Genomic DNA, 16,413 nt, shown 5'->3' on the forward strand with positions numbered 1-16,413 from the left:
TTTAAGGCAGTTTATTCCCCGCCGCTGTGTAAAGTTCATACCATTCCTGTCTTGTGAGTTTAAAGGTGGAGGCTTTGCAGATATCTTTGAGGCGGGATACATTGGTTGTCCCAACTATTGTCTGGATTTTCGCAGGGTGACGAAGTATCCATGCGACGGCGACAGCCTCTGGCTTGACGCCGTACTTTTCCGCTATTTCATCAATTTTCTTGTTAAGTTCCGGGAAGTTTTCATTTCCGAGGAAAACGCATTTAAAGAAGCCGTATTGGAACGGCGACCACGCCTGTATCGTTATATTCTTTAGCCTGCAATACTCCAGAATTCCGCCGTCCCTGTCAACTGACTGGTCAATCTTCATATTTACATTAAGCCCCGAATCAATCATTCCTGTGTGCATAAGGCTTAGCTGAAGCTGGTTAACCAAAATCCTCTGATTGAGATATCTGCTCAAAAGTTCAATCTGCATGGGATTTTGATTGCTGACGCCGAAGTTTCTGACTTTGCCGGAGCTTAACAAAATATCAAACGCCTCAGCGACTTCTTCCGGCTCCATCAGTGTATCAGGCCTGTGAAGCAGCAGAAAATCAATATAATCGGTATTAAGGCGCTTCAGGCTTTCGTCCACCGATTTTAAGATATGTTCTTTTGAAAAATCGTAATAGCCGTCGCAGATTCCGCACTTTGTCTGAATTATAATCTTTTCACGCAGCCCCGGGTTCTTGCCGATAGCCTTCGCGAAAATCCTTTCACACTCCCCGCCGCCGTAAATATCGGCATGGTCAAAGAAGTTTATGCCTTCTTCAACCGCTGTTCTTATCAGCCTTTCTACATCGTTTTCAGACATACCTTTAAGCCTCATGCAGCCGAGTGCAATTTCCGATGCCTTGATATCTGTGTTTCCTATACGGATATAGTTCATATTTATCCTCTTTTCCATTGAATTATAAATATTATACCACTATTATAAAAGCCGATTATCACATCAGCGGTTAGTCTTTGCAGCAACCTGCGCTAAATCGCCCGGGTAACTGAAAAATACTACCCATTTGCCTTTATAGTCCTCGGGAAAATTTATTTGTCCGTATGTAGAATCAGCCTGGAAATGCGGTGCTTTTTCGCCTATCATCAGCCCTTTATAATCACTCATAGCAACGCCTCCAAATTATCATTTTCACAGAGACATTATGTCTCAATGGAAGATTAAGTATTGGTCACTCACTTTTCAGCATATGCAACTTTTTCGTTTTTGACAGTTATTTTGCTTGTTTTTACGCAAATTCATAATATTTTTTAGCAAAACATCATCTCAAACATGCAATCATTAACGTTGAATGTTATCAGCAGCGACCGTTTTTTGCATTGCTTAAATATAAGCCGTGTGCAGAAGTATACTCCCTAAGTGGGCAGCATTTTTTGTATAAAAAATGTCCTGTAATGCCTTAAACCTTACAGGACAAATTTCATTTTTTTGAAAGGATAATAAGCAGCGCGCCGGATTTTACAGAAATCTCACCGGTGCCGTCCAAAAACTCATTGCTAACACCAATCGGGAGATCGGTGGTCATGACCGCATTGTCAAGGCTGTATTTGAAACCTTTCTCAGTGACGCCGGCAGCGTCGCCGCCAAACGGAAAAACCGATATATAGTACCCTTTGCGCGGATTGAATTTTATGCTTCCGTTTTCGACAAAATATGCCTCATTGTCCGAGTCGAGAAAGCAGCCCCGCGCGCCGCGCCGATGGATATATTGAAGGCAAGAGAGGTTCGCAAAGGTATGGTCGAGCCGCCCTTTCAAGCCCCCGAGCAACACAATTTCCTTAAAACCTCTGTCAAGGGCGTGCATGACGGCGAGCATTGTATCCGTCTCGTCTTTCTCCGACTTAAACCTTTTTACCTCTATTCCGTCCGGCAGATTTTGCGCAGAATCAAGGTCGCCGATAATTAAGTCAGGCTTCAAGCCAAGACCTTTCAGGTGGTCGATGCCCCCGTCCGCACAGATAATATAGTCGTCCGGTTCTATCTTATTTTTAAGCTTATCATAGTCACCCATAGGCCCTGCAGTAACAATGACGCAGCGCCTCATTTTTTGAGCTGCCATGCCTTTATATTTTTGGCCTCCTCATACATCTCACAGTAACTTTTATGCCGCGAGGGCGCAATCTCACCGTTTTTCAGCGCCTCAAGCACAGCACAGCCGGTTTCTTTTGTGTGGGAGCAGCCAGTAAAGCGGCATTTATTGATATAAGGCTCAAATTCCCTGAAAACGTACTGCAGGTCTTCTTTAAGTATCGGCTCAAATTTAAATGTATCAAGGGAGGAAAAGCCCGGTGTGTCGGCTATATACCCTCCGCAGGTTTCAAATAGCTCGACAAGGCGTGTCGTATGGCGGCCGCGGCCAAGTTTTTTGCTTATTTCCCCAGTGCTCAGAGAAAGCGACGGGTCAATCCGGTTTAGAAGGGTCGATTTGCCGACACCGGAATTGCCCGTAAAGGCACCGATATGCCCGCAAATCAGCGACTTTAATTCCTCAATGCCCTCGCCCGTAATACCCGACGCAAAGAAGCTTTTTATGCCCGCCTTGTTGTAGGTTGCGACGATATCCGAGCCGTCTTTCAAATCGTTTTTTGTAACGATTACCGCGGGCTCTATTCCCTTTTGCTCTGCGGCGGCAATCATCTTGTCTATCACCAGCATATTGGGCTCTGGTTCGGCAGTGGAGACGATGATAAACAATATATCTATGTTGGCAACAGGCGGACGTATCATGCTGTTTTTGCGCGGCAATATCTCCTCAACCGTGCCGCTGTCGCCGGTCTGTGAAATACGCACCCTGTCACCGACAAGCGGCGTTATCTTCTGCTTGCGGAAAATGCCTCTTGCTCTACATTCGATAACGCCGCTGTCACATTTCACATAATAAAATCCGCTGTTTGCTTTAACAATAATACCCTCAATCATGGTTTACTACTGCCGTCAGGACCTCCATCAGATTGAACAACTGTTAAGTCTATAGCAGTCCCTTGATCAACCGTTTTATAAGGATCCACTGACTGATCAGTAACAATACCATTTTGATCGTTTACACCGTATATATTGCCCAGTCTAAGCTTATAATTAGCTAATTCTTGAATAGCTTCTTTTAAAGTCATTCCTCTTAACCTTGGAACGGTTGTTGTCTTTGTCTCTTTGCCCTTGCTAATCCAGAACTTAACACTGCTCTTTGACTGAACCTGTGAGTTAGCGCCCGGCTCCTGCCGCGTTACCTTGCCAACCGGTACAGAGTCACTGGGTTCCTCACCCTGGAAATCAGCCGTAAGCCCTGCATCTTGAATCGCCCTTATTGCCTGGTCTCTTGTCATTCCAACAACAGGCGGGACAATGGACATTTTAGTTTCCGGGCCCATGCTGACATAAATGACTATCGGGTCATCCTTGGACGCAGTTTGGCCTGCCTCGGGGTCAGTCCTTATTACCTGGCCCTTTGGAACATCTTCGCTGTACTCTGAAGATTCAATAACATTAGTAAAGCCTTCACTTTCAAGCGTCGATTTTGCGAGATTTTTGTCCTTACCGGTAACATCAGGAACAGTGATACCCTGAGGGCCTTTGCTGACAGTTACATTGATTGTTGAATGTTTTTTCACCTTGGTACCTGCTTCCGGATCTTGCTTTATAATCTGGCCAGCAGGCGCCTCGCTATACTCAGTATTCTTCTGCACTATTTCAAAATCGCTGTATTTAGTGCTCAGCTTTACCTCATCATAATTCTGCCCGACAAGATTCGGGACAACTACCAATGAGCCGCCACCAAAGAAGCCCCTGATTGCCATTGCGGCAATAGTTACACCGACAACTACAATTACCAGTGCCGCTGTGATTCCAGCGAGAATTGGCAATGTATTCGGCTTTTTCTTGCCTTTTTTAGCGCCTTTTCCTCTTTCATAATTCCTTTCATATAAGTCGGATCTGCCGCTTCGAATTTCGCTAATGGCGTCTACATATTTTGTCGGGCTTTCATCAATGAAATATTTATATTGGAAACGGATATCCGGATTCCTTTTGAAACGCTCAATATCCTCCAGCATTTCGGCAGCAGAACGGTAACGCTGATCCGGGTCCTTTTGCATAGCGTGGAGTGTTATCTCCTCGAGCCCCTCCGGAATTTCCGGGTTGATTAGGCGTGGAGGCTTTGGCTCCTGCTGCATCTGCATAATGGCAACCGAAACCGCACTGTCCGCTTCGAACGGCAGTCTGCCTGTCAGCATTTCATAAAGCATTACGCCGACGGAATATATATCCGCTTTCGCGTCGGTTACACTGCCCCGCGCCTGCTCGGGGCTTATATAGTGCACAGAACCTATCGCCTTGTCCGTCATCGTCTTTGTCTCGGACTGGGCAAAACGTGCTATGCCAAAGTCGGTGACTTTTATCGTGCCGTCTTCGAGCATCATTATATTCTGCGGTTTTATATCACGGTGGACAATCCCGCGCTCATGTGCATGCGCAAGCGCCCGAAGTATCTGAACGGTAAAGTGCACAGCCTCTTTCCATGTCAGCACCTTCTGCTGCTCAATGTACTCTTTGAGCGTTATACCGTCGATATACTCCATGACGATGTACTGAATCCTGTCCCCAAAGCTGACATCATAAACCTTCACAATGTTCGGGTGTGACAGCACTGCTATTGCCTTTGACTCGTTCTTGAATCTGCGGCGGAACTCGTCGTTTTGCAGATATTCTTCCTTTAATACCTTGATTGCTACAATTCTGTCATCAATGCTGTCATAAGCCTTATAAACAACTGCCATTCCGCCAACGCCGATTATTTCCTGAATTTCATATCGTCCATCTAACTTCTTACCTGTAAAATTATCCATCGATTTCACTCCCGGTTTACACATTGCGGATTACCACAACTGTAATATTGTCGCTTCCTCCGTTGGAGTTAGCCATGTTGACGAGTTTATCTATACAATCTTCGGGTTCTTCCCGTTTTACCGTTTCTTTTATATCCTCATCTGAAACAAGATTTGTAAGTCCGTCTGTGCAAATCAGTATTGTGCTGCCTTTCTTAAACTCGTGTACTGAATAGTCAATTTCGAGGCTCTCTTCAACACCCAGGGCACGCGTTATTATATTCTTCTGGGGATGGACAAGGGCTTCTTCCTGCGTAATTTTGCCGTTCTCCACCATTTCCTGAACTATCGAATGGTCGCGCGTAAGCTTCTTTATGTCATCATCTATGAGATATGCCCTGCTGTCACCAGCGTGAGCTATATAGGCCTTATCATTTGCGGCAATCACCGTTACTATTGTCGTCCCCATCCCGAAAAGCGCAGGGTCGCTGCGGGACTTTTCATAGACAGCGTCATTGGCCTTCTTTATGGAATCCAAAATAAGTACTTTTATGCCGTTTTCATCAAGGTTGGCATTATACCCGCTTTTCAAACTTTCAGATATAATGTCAACTGCTGTGGAACTCGCGACATTGCCGCCGTTCGCACCGCCCATTCCGTCACAGACAACAGCGAAAACCGAGCCGCCTGACAATGTATCGGCAGCAAAATCATCCTGATTCGTTTTTCGCACCTTTCCCTTGTCTGTTCTACCCGAAAAAATCATTTTCAGTTTCCTCCCTGCTCTGTACCATGCTGAAACCTGAGCTGTCCACAGGACGCATTTATGTCAGAGCCTAATGTGCGGCGTATGGTTACAGTTATACCGCATCCAGATAATATATCATAAAAGCGCTTTACCACAGCGCTGCTGCTCCTTTTTACTCCGCGTTCCTTCACCTCGTTTGCTGGGATGAGGTTGACATGACACAACATTCCGCGAAGTTTAGCGCTCAACTGGCGGGCGCATTCAGGAGTGTCGTTTACACCGGCGATAAGAGCGTATTCAAACGAAATTCTGCGCTTAGTAGCAGCAGTGTAATCCCTGCACGCTTTGAGCAATTCGTCGACTTTCCACTTTTTATTGATCGGCATTATGCGCGACCGGATTTCATCATTCGGCGCGTGAAGCGAAACTGAAAGGGTCAACTGCAGCTTTTCTTCCATAAGGTCATAGATTCTGTCGACAACGCCGCAAGTTGAAAGCGATATGTGACGCTGGCCTATATTAATGCCGCCCGGGGCTGAAAGTATCTTGAGAAAAGTCAGCACATTGTCATAGTTGTCAAGCGGTTCGCCAATACCCATCAGGACAACATTCGAAATCCGTCTGCCTGAGTCAATCTGTGCAGTCAGCACCTGTGAAAGCATTTCTGACGGGGTTAGATTCCTCGAAAGCCCCTTTAACGATGAGGCGCAGAAAGCACAATTCATGCGGCAGCCCGCTTGGGTTGAAATACATATCGTATTGCCGTGATGGTAGCTCATCAAAACACTCTCAACATTTTCCCCATCACTAAATCCATAGAGATATTTTAACGTATCATCTACTTCGGATACAAGCTTTTTCTTAATAATAGGGCAAATTATTTCACAATTATTTTTCAGCTTCTCCCTTAATCCAATCGGGAGATTGGTCATATCATCAAAGCTGCATACACCTTTGTGCAACCACGAAAAAACCTGACGTGCCCGAAAGGCAGGCTCACCCATACCAACAAAGAACTCTTCAAGCTGTTTCGGCGTTAAAGATTTTATATCCGTTTTATCTCCCATTAAATTACCGTGCCTTTCGCTTTCTTGTATCTATATGTCTTACTACAATCGATTTTTGACCTGTTTTTCATGATTTATTTAGTCTTCTTAAAAACTGAAATGAAAAATCCGTCTGTGCCGGTGACGTTTGGCATTAACGTGGCATAAGCGCTTCCCGACGCGCCTTTCCCCGCAAAATCAACGACAACACGCGGCAAAGCGGCCGAAAACTCCCTATGGTTTTCAAGAAAACGCTCGGCCACTTCATCATTTTCAGCGCGGCTCAGCGTACATGTAGAATATACAAGTGTCCCGCCGTCTTTAACATGCTCCGCGCCCTCACTTAGTATAGCATACTGCAAATCTGGCAATCCGTCAAATTCGGCAGGATCTTTATATCTGATTTCAGGCTTGCGTCCGATAACCCCGAGCCCGGAGCAGGGGACGTCACACAAGACAATATCAGCTTTGCCTAAGGCCTCATTGCGCTTTGAGGCGTCGTTCTGCATCGTTTCTATTATATCAACAGAAAGGCGGCGCGCGCCGTCGTTAATCAATTTCAAGCGGTTTTCATAAAGCTCAAGGGACAGTATCCTGCCCTTGTTTTGCATATTAAAGGCGAGGGTAAAGCTCTTTCCGCCGGGAGCTGCGCACATATCAATAACCGTGTCCCCCGGCTTCGCCCCGCAGGCATAACAGCACACCTGAGAGGCTGTATTCTGTACTATAAAAAGCCCCTCATTAAAGGCTTTGCTGTTTCTCAAATCCGGAAGTCTGTCCACTTCAAGGGCATGGTCAGGGAAGGGCACTTTCTTGGCATTTATCCCTTCTTCGGACAGTCGCTCAATCAATTCTTCTGATGAAATTTTAAGCGTATTAACCCGCAACACAGCAGCCGGCCTTTTTTCAAACCCTTCGAGGAATCCTACGGTATTATCAATGCCGTATTCCTTTATCCACTTGTTCAAAAGCCAATTTGGGCATGAATAACGGACATGCAGATAGCGTTTTAAATCGCGCTGCTTGTCAGGATACGGCAAATCGGACTGCTGTGAAATTTTTCTAAGTACTGCGTTAATAAAACCCGACGCCCGGGAAACCCCGCATTTTTTCGCCAGTTCAACCGATTCGCTGACTGCCGCATGGTTCGGAACGTGATCAAGAAATATAATCTGATAGGCGCCGAGGCGCAAGATGTTCCTCACTTTAGGGTCTAACTTTGCGGCGCTTCTGGCGCTGAAATGCGAAATAAAATAATCAAGGCAAATCATATTTTCAAGGACGCCGTAGACCAATGTGGTCATAAAAGCGGCGTCCCTGCCCTGCAGCGAGCCGCCTGAAAGATATGAGTCAACAAGCAGATTTGAGTAACTTTTGTCCTTTTCAATTTTAAGCAGAATATCAAGCGCCGTTTTTCGCGGTGACGGCATTAAATCACATCTCACATTCTAATATATTTATATACAATTCGCAAATATTCCTAGCCCTGCAATTTCACGCAGTCAGTCATCCCGCGTATTGCCGAATATGGCAAGCAGCCGCAGCAGCTGGGCAAAGGCAACAACAGTCGCTGCCACATACGTCAGTGCGGCAGCAGTGAGCACTCGCCGGGCGCCTGCAAGCTCCTGGCCGTAAAGCATGCCGGTGTCGCCGAGGATTTTCAAAGCCCTTGAGCTTGCATTAAACTCGACGGGCAGTGTTATCAACTGAAACACTACGGCGAGCGAGAACAGGATTATGCCCGCCATAACCAGCGGCCTCCAGTTAAATATAAAGCCGATAATCAGCAGCCAAATGGACGTGGACGAGCCAAATTGGGTTATGGGTATAATCGCGTTTCTGATTACAAGCGGCGAATAATTTGTGCTGTGCTGTATGGCATGTCCTGTCTCATGCGCCGCAACGCCCAAAGCCGCAATAGAATATCCATCGTATACCCCTTCAGATAAACGCACTACCTGATCCTTTGGGTCATAATGGTCGCTTAGGTTGCCCGATATTCGTTCGACACGCACATTATAAAGCCCGTTTTGGTCAAGAATCCTTCTTGCAGCTTCCGCACCCGACATCCTTCTTGAATTCGGAATTCTGCTGTAGCGGCTGAATGTCGATGTGACATTAAATTGCGCTATCAGCGCCAATATCAATGCCGGAAGCACATATATGATATAGTAGCGGTCATAGAAAAAATATGGCGTAAAATATCCGTATAAGAACAAATGCATATTTATTCCCCTCATAAATCATCATATTTATGAGAACCAACGAGATAAGCGTTAATTCTGGACTGATATCAGTTTGAAAAGTATGAAGTTATTGCCCGAAAATTGTCGTATCGTTTACGCCATGTCCGTTTGCATAGGCGGCGGCCGTCATCTTCTTTCCTCCCTGGGCTTGTACCTCTTTTACAAGCAAAGTTTTGCCGTCGCCGCAGGCGATGACAAAGCCCTCTTCGCTTACAGAAACAACAGAACCCGGCGTTTTATCGCTTTCCGTATTATGCAGTTTTGAAGAAATAATCTTAAACTTTAAGCCGTTAAACAGCGTATAAGCTGACGGCGACGGGTTCAGCCCCCGCACAAGGTTATGAATCTCCTGTGCGCTTTTATTCCAGTCGATAAGGGTACTGTTTTTATCAATCATCGGCGCGTAAGTCGCAAGGGAATCGTCCTGCTTTTCCCGCGGCGCTTTTCCCTGCTCCAATAATGTAAGCGTTTTCGAAAGCGTCTCAGCGCCCATTACCATGAGCTTGTCATGAAGTTCGCCAAAGGTTTCGTCAGGGCCGATATCACATTTTGCCTTCAAAATCATATCGCCCGTATCAAGCCCTTTTGCCATAAACATTGTAGTTATGCCTGTTTCTGTTTCACCGTTTATGATTGACCACTGGATAGGCGCGGCACCGCGCAGTTTTGGCAAAAGGGAAGCGTGAACATTGATGCAGCCGAGCCTCGGGATATTCAAAACGCTCTCCGGCAAAATGCGACCGTACGCCACAACGACAATACAATCCGGGTTTATATCTTTTATTATCTGTATAGTTTCTTCATCTTTTAAGGTAGTAGGTTGATATACAGGAATTCCATAATTTTGAGCCATTACCTTGACGGGCGGCGGGGTTAGATGATAGCCGCGCCCCTTTGGCCTGTCTGGCTGTGTAAAAACCGCGGCAACCTCGTGCCCGTCCTTGACAATACGGTCAAGAGATGCTACCGCAAATTCTGGTGTTCCCATAAATATTATGCGCATAAAATCCTCCGTTGATTTGCTTATTTGCAATATGCAAGATTTACTTCTTATTCTTATTCTTCGGCTGTAATTCTTCAGGTTCAAGCATACGGATTACGTTATCAATAAACAAAATACCGTTTAGATGGTCTATTTCATGGCAGAGACAGCGGGCAAGCAGGTCCGTTCCAGTGACCATTATTTCGTTGCCGTTTCTGTCTTGGGCCTTTACCGTTACCTTGCGCGGGCGCTTTGTGATACCATATTTGCCGGGTATCGAAAGGCAGCCCTCGACATTTTCCTGAACGCCGCTCGCCTTGACGACTACAGGATTTATAAGCTCTATCATGTTGCCCTCGTCAGATACCACGATGGCTCTTTTCAGCACGCCGACCTGCGGAGCGGCAAGCCCTACACCATCCTGGCTTTTGAGTGTTTCTTTCATATCATCAAGAAGCTGATTAAGTTTCTCATTAAATTCAGTAACCGGCTTGCTCTTTTTACGGAGAATATCATCGCCGAGTTTTACTACATTTCTTATGGCCATTTGTGTGCCCTCCCGAATTATTTAATCTGATTATAATACTATTTATAACATATCAAGCGGATTCATATCAGCGAATACGGAAACCTTTCGATATAACGGGCTTTTGCCGCAGTTTTCCAAAACCGACGCTACAAGAGCACGGAAGTGTTTGTCGTTACGGCATTTTGCAATAATACGGTAACGATATCTTCCTGCTATCCTTGCAATCTCGGCCGGTGATGGCTCCATTATTCTGATTGGTATATTCTTATTTGACTCAATAGCATCTTTAAGTCTCATAAAGAAATCGTGCGCCGCGTTCTTAACTGCAGTTTCCGATATGCCGGTAAACCCGAATTCACATATGTCACAGAACGGCGGATACAAAAGCTCGCGGCGAAAGGCCGTTTCTGATTTATAAAAAGCCTCGTAGTCCTGTTTTGCGGCAAGGCGCAGGACTTCATTTTCCGGAGTCTGCGTCTGTATTACCGCCCGCCCCGGGCTCGCCCTTCTGCCCGCCCTGCCGATAACCTGTGTCAGCAGTGAGAAAGTGCGCTCGGCAGCCCTGAAATCGTTCAAATACAGCGACTGGTCCGCTGAAAGCACCCCAACGAGCGTTACATTCGGAAAATCCAGTCCCTTTGCCACCATCTGAGTCCCTATCAATATATCATACTTATCTTTTCCAAATTGTTCAAGCATTCTTTCGTGGGAATATCTTCCCGAGGCCGTGTCGGTATCCATACGCAGGACCCTCGCCGTCGGGAAAAGCTCCTCAATCGCCTGTTCCGCCTTCTGCGTTCCGGTGCCTGAATACTTTAAAAAGCTGCCGGAACATTCCGGACATTTTGTGCGGGCTTCGATGCTATAGCCGCAGTAATGGCACATCAAGCGGTGGTTCGCCGCATGGTAGGTCAATGCGATACTGCAATTGGGACAAGTCAGTACATGACCGCAGGCAGCGCAGCTTACAAAAGTATTATATCCTCTTCTGTTGATAAGCAGAATAGATTGCTCTCCGTTTTCAAGGTTTTTTTCAATTTCCTGCGCTAACCGGCGGCTTATCGTACTATTGTTCCCTGTGGCTATTTCATTTTTCATATCGACCATGATTACGTCCGGAAGCTTAGCGTTCCCGTACCTTTTATCGAGCCTTGTTAGCTCATATCTTCCGGTTTGGGCCGCATAGAAGGTCTCAATGGACGGGGTCGCAGAGGCAAGCAGCAGCATGGCATTTGAATAAGCACACCTGAAACGGGCGACATCCCTGGCGTGATAGCGCGGCGAGGACTCGGATTTATATGTATATTCCTGTTCTTCGTCGATGATGATAAGGCCCAAGTTTTTAAGGGGCGCGAAAATCGCTGAACGCGTGCCGACCACAATGCCCGCGCCGCCGTCTTTAATCCGCTGCCACTCATCTAAACGCTCGCCGAGGGAAAGGCCGCTGTGCAGTACCGCAACATCCTTTCCAAAACGCGCGTAGAACCTTGCCACCGTCTGGGGGGTCAGTGAAATTTCCGGCACAAGCACTATTACCGTCCTGTTGTCGGCCCTTACATCGTCAATAAGCCGCATAAAAACCTGCGTTTTCCCGCTGCCTGTCACGCCAAACAGCAGTGAGGCACAGGCCTTGCCGCTTCTATATCTTGAAACAAGCGCGTTATAGGCGTTTTGCTGCTCCTCTGAAAGCGTTTCGGGTTCGGATTTGGTTTTTGCGATACCTTTGTATGGGTCACGGTATACCCGTTTTTCAAACTGCTCAAAAATGCCCTTTTTGACAAGCGCCGTTATAACTGACTGCGAGACACCGGAGAAGTACATTACCTCTTTTACCGTTGCCGCACCGGCGTCAAGCACTGTTTTAAGGGCGCTTTTCTGCTTTTTTGTTATCTCACCCTGTGATTCAAGCAGTTCCTCGGCCTCTTCCTGCGTAATCGCCAGCCGCACCATGCGTGCCGAGGCTTCCGGCGAATGATCAAACACGCTGTCCTCGCAGACAAGCAGCCCGCGCTGGACAAGCAGATCCGGAAGCGGCGTTGTAGCGTCCAGTCCCGCCGCCTTTGCGAGGCTTTCGCGGTCAACTGGGCCCCGCGCCCGGCTCACATACCGCAGCATACACTGCTCATCTGGCGAAAGCATTAAAAACTCAGCCTCGGAAGGCTTGTGGTCAAGCTTATAGGTTTTTGTTATATGCAAATTAAGGCCCGCAGGCAGCATAAGCCTGAGAGCCTCATAAAGTGTACAGAAAGTACGACCTTTAAGCCACGCTGCCAGTGCGAGCATTTCTTCTGAAATCAGCGGTTGTTTATCAACAAGAGTTAGCAGCGGCTTACAGGACATGTCATCACTATTCTCTACGGCTAAAACTATTCCCCGGCGCCGTTTGTTGCCCGCCCCAAAAGGCACTACCACCCTTGCGCCCGGTTTTATTTCGTTTTTCATGTCGTCGGGAACCATATAGCAGTATGGCTTGTCAAAATGATACGCCGTTCCTTCAACCGCTACCTCGGCAATCTTAAATGACGGCATTGACTACCTCCGGTTGAGAATAAGAGCATTTACTGCGTATCGGATTCTGCTTTTGGTTCATTCTCATTGTTTTTCTCGGTTTTTATTCTGAATTTTCCCTCGACGAATTCCTTTACTGCGGTCTGAACCGGCTTTTCATCGAGTATAATACCTTCATCGTTTGCCTTTTCAGAAATCTGACGGGCACGTTTTGCGATTGCTACTACAAATGAATAGCAATTCTCATTGTTCTTAACAATATCCTCAACAGAAAGCTTCTGCATAATAAATCCCCTCACTCTTAGTCAGCAAAATTGTTAAGATTATATCCAAACCTTTACTAAGACAAATTCACATCAAAGGCCTTTATATTTTGATGACCTGCATTTTTCAGCGGTTATAATGCTGTCGATCTTTTCTGCTGCTTTCTCGACTTCATCATTAACCACTATGTAGTCATAATCAAAGGCATGTTCTATTTCGCTAACTGCAGTTTCAAGCCGCTTTTTAATGACCTCATCGTCCTCGGTCCCGCGGCCGCGAAGCCGCCTTTCAAGTTCTTCTTTAGACGGCGGCGCGATAAAGATTGTGACGCAGTCCGGGCATGCCTTTTTCACAAGCGCAGCGCCCTGAACCTCGATTTCAAGTACCACGTCAAGCCCGCCGGCACGCTTCTCCTCAACAGCGCGGCGGGGAGTTCCGTAATAATTCCCGCAGTACTGCGCGTATTCAAGCATTCCTCCGGCTTTTATTTTTTCCTCAAATTCCTCGCGCGTCAGAAAATAATAGTGCTGACCGTTAATCTCGCCCGGCCTCGGCGCCCTTGTGGTCGCTGAAACCGAATAGAACAGCCCTGTACGGCGTTCAAAGACTCGGGACAATACTGTTCCCTTGCCTGAACCTGAAGGGCCTGATATTACAATTAATAGTCCTTTATGTGATTTTTCATCTTTGAAAAACGCTTGTTCCAAATTTTATTCATCCTCTTCAATTTCCGCTTCGTCGTCACTCACATCGCGGTCAGCAAGCCTATTCGCAACAGTCTCAGGCTGGACAGCAGAGAGAATGACATGATCGCTGTCTGTAATTATTACCGCACGAGTGCGCCTGCCGTAGGTTGCGTCAATTAAGACCGCTTTATCCCTGGCATTTTGGATTATTCGCTTAATCGGCGCCGATTCTGGACTTACGATAGCAACCATCCGGTTAGCAGAAACCATATTGCCAAAACCTATATTTATAAGTTTCATATTAGCCTCCATTAATAAAGTTTTTTACTTCGGTTATCTTGATTAATTATTCAAGGTTCTGAATCTGTTCCCTGATTTTTTCAAGCTCTGCCTTAATGTCAACGACCATTTTGGCAATCTCGATATCTGAAGCCTTTGAACCGATTGTGTTGGCTTCCCTATTCATCTCCTGCATGAGGAAATCGAGCTTGCGTCCGACAGGTTCATCACTGTTTAGTATATCCTCAAACTGCTTAAGGTGACTCTTTAGCCTTACTGTTTCTTCTGTTACCGAAACCTTGTCAGCATAGATTGCTGCTTCAAGAAGTATGCGGTTCTCATCAATACCTTTGTCGGCAAGCAATTCCTGCATGCGGGCTGTTAATTTATTGCGGTATTCCTCAACGGTTTCAGGCGAGCGCTTCTCAACCTTGTCCACAAGCTGAGCTACTTTCTTTGACCTTGCGACAATGTCGGTTTTGAGCCTCTGCCCCTCGGCTGTGCGCATCGCGACAAACCCTTCAACCGCTTTGTCAACAACAACCTTTACTGCATTCCAGATGCGTTCCTCGTCATCTGGAGCTTTTATAACTGTGAAGATATCGTTGTATCTTGCAACAGTTGAAACGGAAATATCATCAGAAAGGTTATACCGTTTCTGAAGTTCTTTTAGCGCCGCGATATAACTATCGGCAATCCCATAGTTAAGCTTAACCTCGGATTCGCCTCCATCTACCGCGTCGATTGTCATAAAAACATCAACCTTGCCGCGCGTTATGTAATTTTGAAGATATGATTTGAGTTTCTCCTCTATATAACCATAAGCTCTGGGGATTCTTGCATTAAATTCAAAATAGCGGTGATTGACAGACTTGATTTCAAAAAGAATATTGAGGCCATCTACTGTCTGTTGGACACGCCCATACCCGGTCATGCTCCGTACCATTGCAAAACCTCTTTTCAGACCAAGATCTATAAATATATCACAGGCATATAACCTGTGGGCAGATTTCAAGTATCTATTAGTTTATTTTAGCAGTTTTGCATACAGATTGTCAACCGCATATGTCTATATTTACTGAGTTGGTTCTGCAGCGGTTAGAATTATTTTCCAATATATGATTCCGAGCAATTGCCTGCTCTCAACTTAGCATAATAATACATCATTTAATTTAATCGTTAAATTAAAATTACAAATTGTTTACAACTGTGTACAATGATGCTAAAATAAAACTGCTGTAAATTCATAACCAAACTCTTAGGAGGAATTATTTTTGAAGGTAAAAAAAGCGGTTATCGCCGCAGCTGGGCTTGGAACAAGAGTTCTTCCAGCATCAAAGGCGATTCCAAAAGAAATGCTCCCAATTGTGGACAAGCCGGCTATTCAATACATCGTTGAGGAAATAGTTAATGCGGGCATAACCGATATATTAATTATCACCAGTCGCGGCAAGACAGTCATGGAGGACCATTTCGACCGCTCACCGGAACTTGAACAGCGTCTTGAAGCGTCTGGAAAAACTGCAATGCTCAAAGATGTCATTGATGTTGCAAATCTTGCAAATATAACATATCTGCGTCAAAAGGAAACCAAGGGCCTGGGGCACGCTATATACTGCGCAAAGCAGTTTGCCGAGGGCGAACCTATTGCCGTTTGCTACGGCGACGACGTTATAATCGGCGAAGACCCTGCGATTGGCCAGCTCTGCCGCGCATATGACGAATACGGTCTCGGCGTTGTTGGCATTAAGCAGGTAAAAGCAGAAGATATCCACAAATACTCTTCTCTTGCCGTTACAAATCTGAAAGACAACATATACCGGGTTACCGACATGATTGAAAAACCGGATACACCGGATAAGGTGCTGTCCTTGTTCTCCATTTTGGGCAGATGCGTGCTGCCGCCAGAAATTTTTGATTTGCTTGAAAACACAAAGCCGGGCGCTGGCGGTGAAATCCAGTTGACTGACGCTATGAAAGAACTTGCCCGCAGAGATACAATGATCGGTGTTGATTTCACTGGCAAACGCTATGATATGGGCAGCAAACTCGGCATTATGCAGGCCGCAGTCGAGACTGCTTTAATACACCCTGAAATCGGAGATGATTTCAGAGCCTATCTAAAAGATCTTGCAAAAACACTTTGATATTTTCAATTATTAGATACCTTCCTGCTAACTGCAGGGAGGTATTTTTATTATGTTTCACTTTACAAATATTATCCATTTCAACCGAATTTTTATTTTTGTATATGTTATAGAAGTATGG

The 16,413-nt window shown here is 45.9% G+C and carries 17 protein-coding genes; 1 reads left to right on the forward strand and 16 read right to left on the reverse strand.

The features are described 5' to 3' along the window. Nucleotide 1: 1 nt before the first annotated feature. From V6C21_RS06885 to V6C21_RS06960, 16 genes are all read right to left on the reverse strand, one after another. Entirely contained in the window at nucleotides 2-919 is a 918-nt protein-coding gene (locus V6C21_RS06885; RefSeq protein WP_479268707.1) for an aldo/keto reductase, read from the reverse strand. A 63-nt stretch (nucleotides 920-982) separates the two neighbouring features. Next, nucleotides 983-1,147, reverse strand: coding sequence for a redoxin domain-containing protein (locus tag V6C21_RS06890; RefSeq protein WP_084228764.1), 165 nt, complete (start codon nucleotides 1,145-1,147; stop codon nucleotides 983-985). A gap of 313 nt (nucleotides 1,148-1,460) precedes the next feature. Beyond that, entirely contained in the window at nucleotides 1,461-2,084 is a 624-nt protein-coding gene (locus V6C21_RS06895; protein WP_479268657.1) for a thiamine diphosphokinase, read from the reverse strand. After that, a complete protein-coding gene (rsgA, locus tag V6C21_RS06900; protein ID WP_479268658.1) occupies nucleotides 2,081-2,959 on the reverse strand; it encodes a ribosome small subunit-dependent GTPase A in 879 nt (292 codons plus the stop codon). The genes V6C21_RS06895 and rsgA overlap by 4 nt, the downstream gene beginning before the upstream one ends. Beyond that, a complete protein-coding gene (pknB, locus tag V6C21_RS06905; RefSeq protein WP_479268659.1) occupies nucleotides 2,956-4,878 on the reverse strand; it encodes a Stk1 family PASTA domain-containing Ser/Thr kinase in 1,923 nt (640 codons plus the stop codon). Before pknB ends, rsgA begins: the two co-directional genes overlap by 4 nt. 16 nt (nucleotides 4,879-4,894) lie before the next feature. Further along, nucleotides 4,895-5,623: a Stp1/IreP family PP2C-type Ser/Thr phosphatase gene (locus V6C21_RS06910; RefSeq protein WP_034837120.1), complete on the reverse strand. Its 729-nt coding sequence runs from the start codon at nucleotides 5,621-5,623 to the stop codon at nucleotides 4,895-4,897. A gap of 2 nt (nucleotides 5,624-5,625) precedes the next feature. After that, a complete protein-coding gene (gene rlmN, locus V6C21_RS06915; RefSeq protein WP_479268708.1) occupies nucleotides 5,626-6,654 on the reverse strand; it encodes a dual-specificity RNA methyltransferase RlmN in 1,029 nt (342 codons plus the stop codon). 92 nt (nucleotides 6,655-6,746) lie between these two features. Then, nucleotides 6,747-8,081, reverse strand: coding sequence for a 16S rRNA (cytosine(967)-C(5))-methyltransferase RsmB (rsmB, locus tag V6C21_RS06920; RefSeq protein WP_479268660.1), 1,335 nt, complete (start codon nucleotides 8,079-8,081; stop codon nucleotides 6,747-6,749). Between the two features lie 72 nt (nucleotides 8,082-8,153). Continuing rightward, nucleotides 8,154-8,876, reverse strand: a complete 723-nt coding sequence (locus V6C21_RS06925) for a zinc metallopeptidase (RefSeq protein ID WP_045085583.1) — start codon at nucleotides 8,874-8,876, stop codon at nucleotides 8,154-8,156. An 88-nt stretch (nucleotides 8,877-8,964) separates the two neighbouring features. Then, complete coding sequence (gene fmt / locus V6C21_RS06930; RefSeq protein ID WP_034837111.1) at nucleotides 8,965-9,900, reverse strand: methionyl-tRNA formyltransferase; 936 nt, start codon at nucleotides 9,898-9,900, stop codon at nucleotides 8,965-8,967. A 40-nt stretch (nucleotides 9,901-9,940) separates the two neighbouring features. Continuing rightward, nucleotides 9,941-10,426 carry a peptide deformylase gene (gene def, locus V6C21_RS06935; protein WP_034837109.1) on the reverse strand — a complete coding sequence of 162 codons (486 nt, stop codon included), beginning with the start codon at nucleotides 10,424-10,426 and terminating at the stop codon, nucleotides 9,941-9,943. Nucleotides 10,427-10,468: 42 nt separating this feature from the next. Beyond that, a complete protein-coding gene (gene priA / locus V6C21_RS06940) occupies nucleotides 10,469-12,937 on the reverse strand; it encodes a primosomal protein N' (RefSeq protein ID WP_479268661.1) in 2,469 nt (822 codons plus the stop codon). Between the two features lie 29 nt (nucleotides 12,938-12,966). Next, nucleotides 12,967-13,200: a DNA-directed RNA polymerase subunit omega gene (gene rpoZ / locus V6C21_RS06945; RefSeq protein ID WP_034837104.1), complete on the reverse strand. Its 234-nt coding sequence runs from the start codon at nucleotides 13,198-13,200 to the stop codon at nucleotides 12,967-12,969. A 72-nt stretch (nucleotides 13,201-13,272) separates the two neighbouring features. After that, nucleotides 13,273-13,887 (reverse strand): guanylate kinase, encoded by a 615-nt coding sequence (gmk, locus tag V6C21_RS06950; RefSeq protein ID WP_045085585.1) that lies wholly within the window; start codon nucleotides 13,885-13,887, stop codon nucleotides 13,273-13,275. Nucleotides 13,888-13,890: 3 nt separating this feature from the next. Continuing rightward, nucleotides 13,891-14,166: an extracellular matrix/biofilm regulator RemA gene (remA, locus tag V6C21_RS06955; protein WP_034837101.1), complete on the reverse strand. Its 276-nt coding sequence runs from the start codon at nucleotides 14,164-14,166 to the stop codon at nucleotides 13,891-13,893. Nucleotides 14,167-14,212: 46 nt separating this feature from the next. Beyond that, nucleotides 14,213-15,091: a YicC/YloC family endoribonuclease gene (locus V6C21_RS06960; protein WP_034837098.1), complete on the reverse strand. Its 879-nt coding sequence runs from the start codon at nucleotides 15,089-15,091 to the stop codon at nucleotides 14,213-14,215. Between the two features lie 328 nt (nucleotides 15,092-15,419). Between V6C21_RS06960 and V6C21_RS06965 the strand changes: the two genes are divergently transcribed. Further along, nucleotides 15,420-16,292, forward strand: a complete 873-nt coding sequence (locus V6C21_RS06965; protein ID WP_479268662.1) for a UTP--glucose-1-phosphate uridylyltransferase — start codon at nucleotides 15,420-15,422, stop codon at nucleotides 16,290-16,292. Nucleotides 16,293-16,413 lie beyond the last annotated feature (121 nt).

This window comes from [Clostridium] cellulosi (genome assembly GCF_036762875.1).
GTDB lineage: Bacteria > Bacillota > Clostridia > Oscillospirales > Ethanoligenentaceae > Ruminiclostridium_D > Ruminiclostridium_D cellulosi.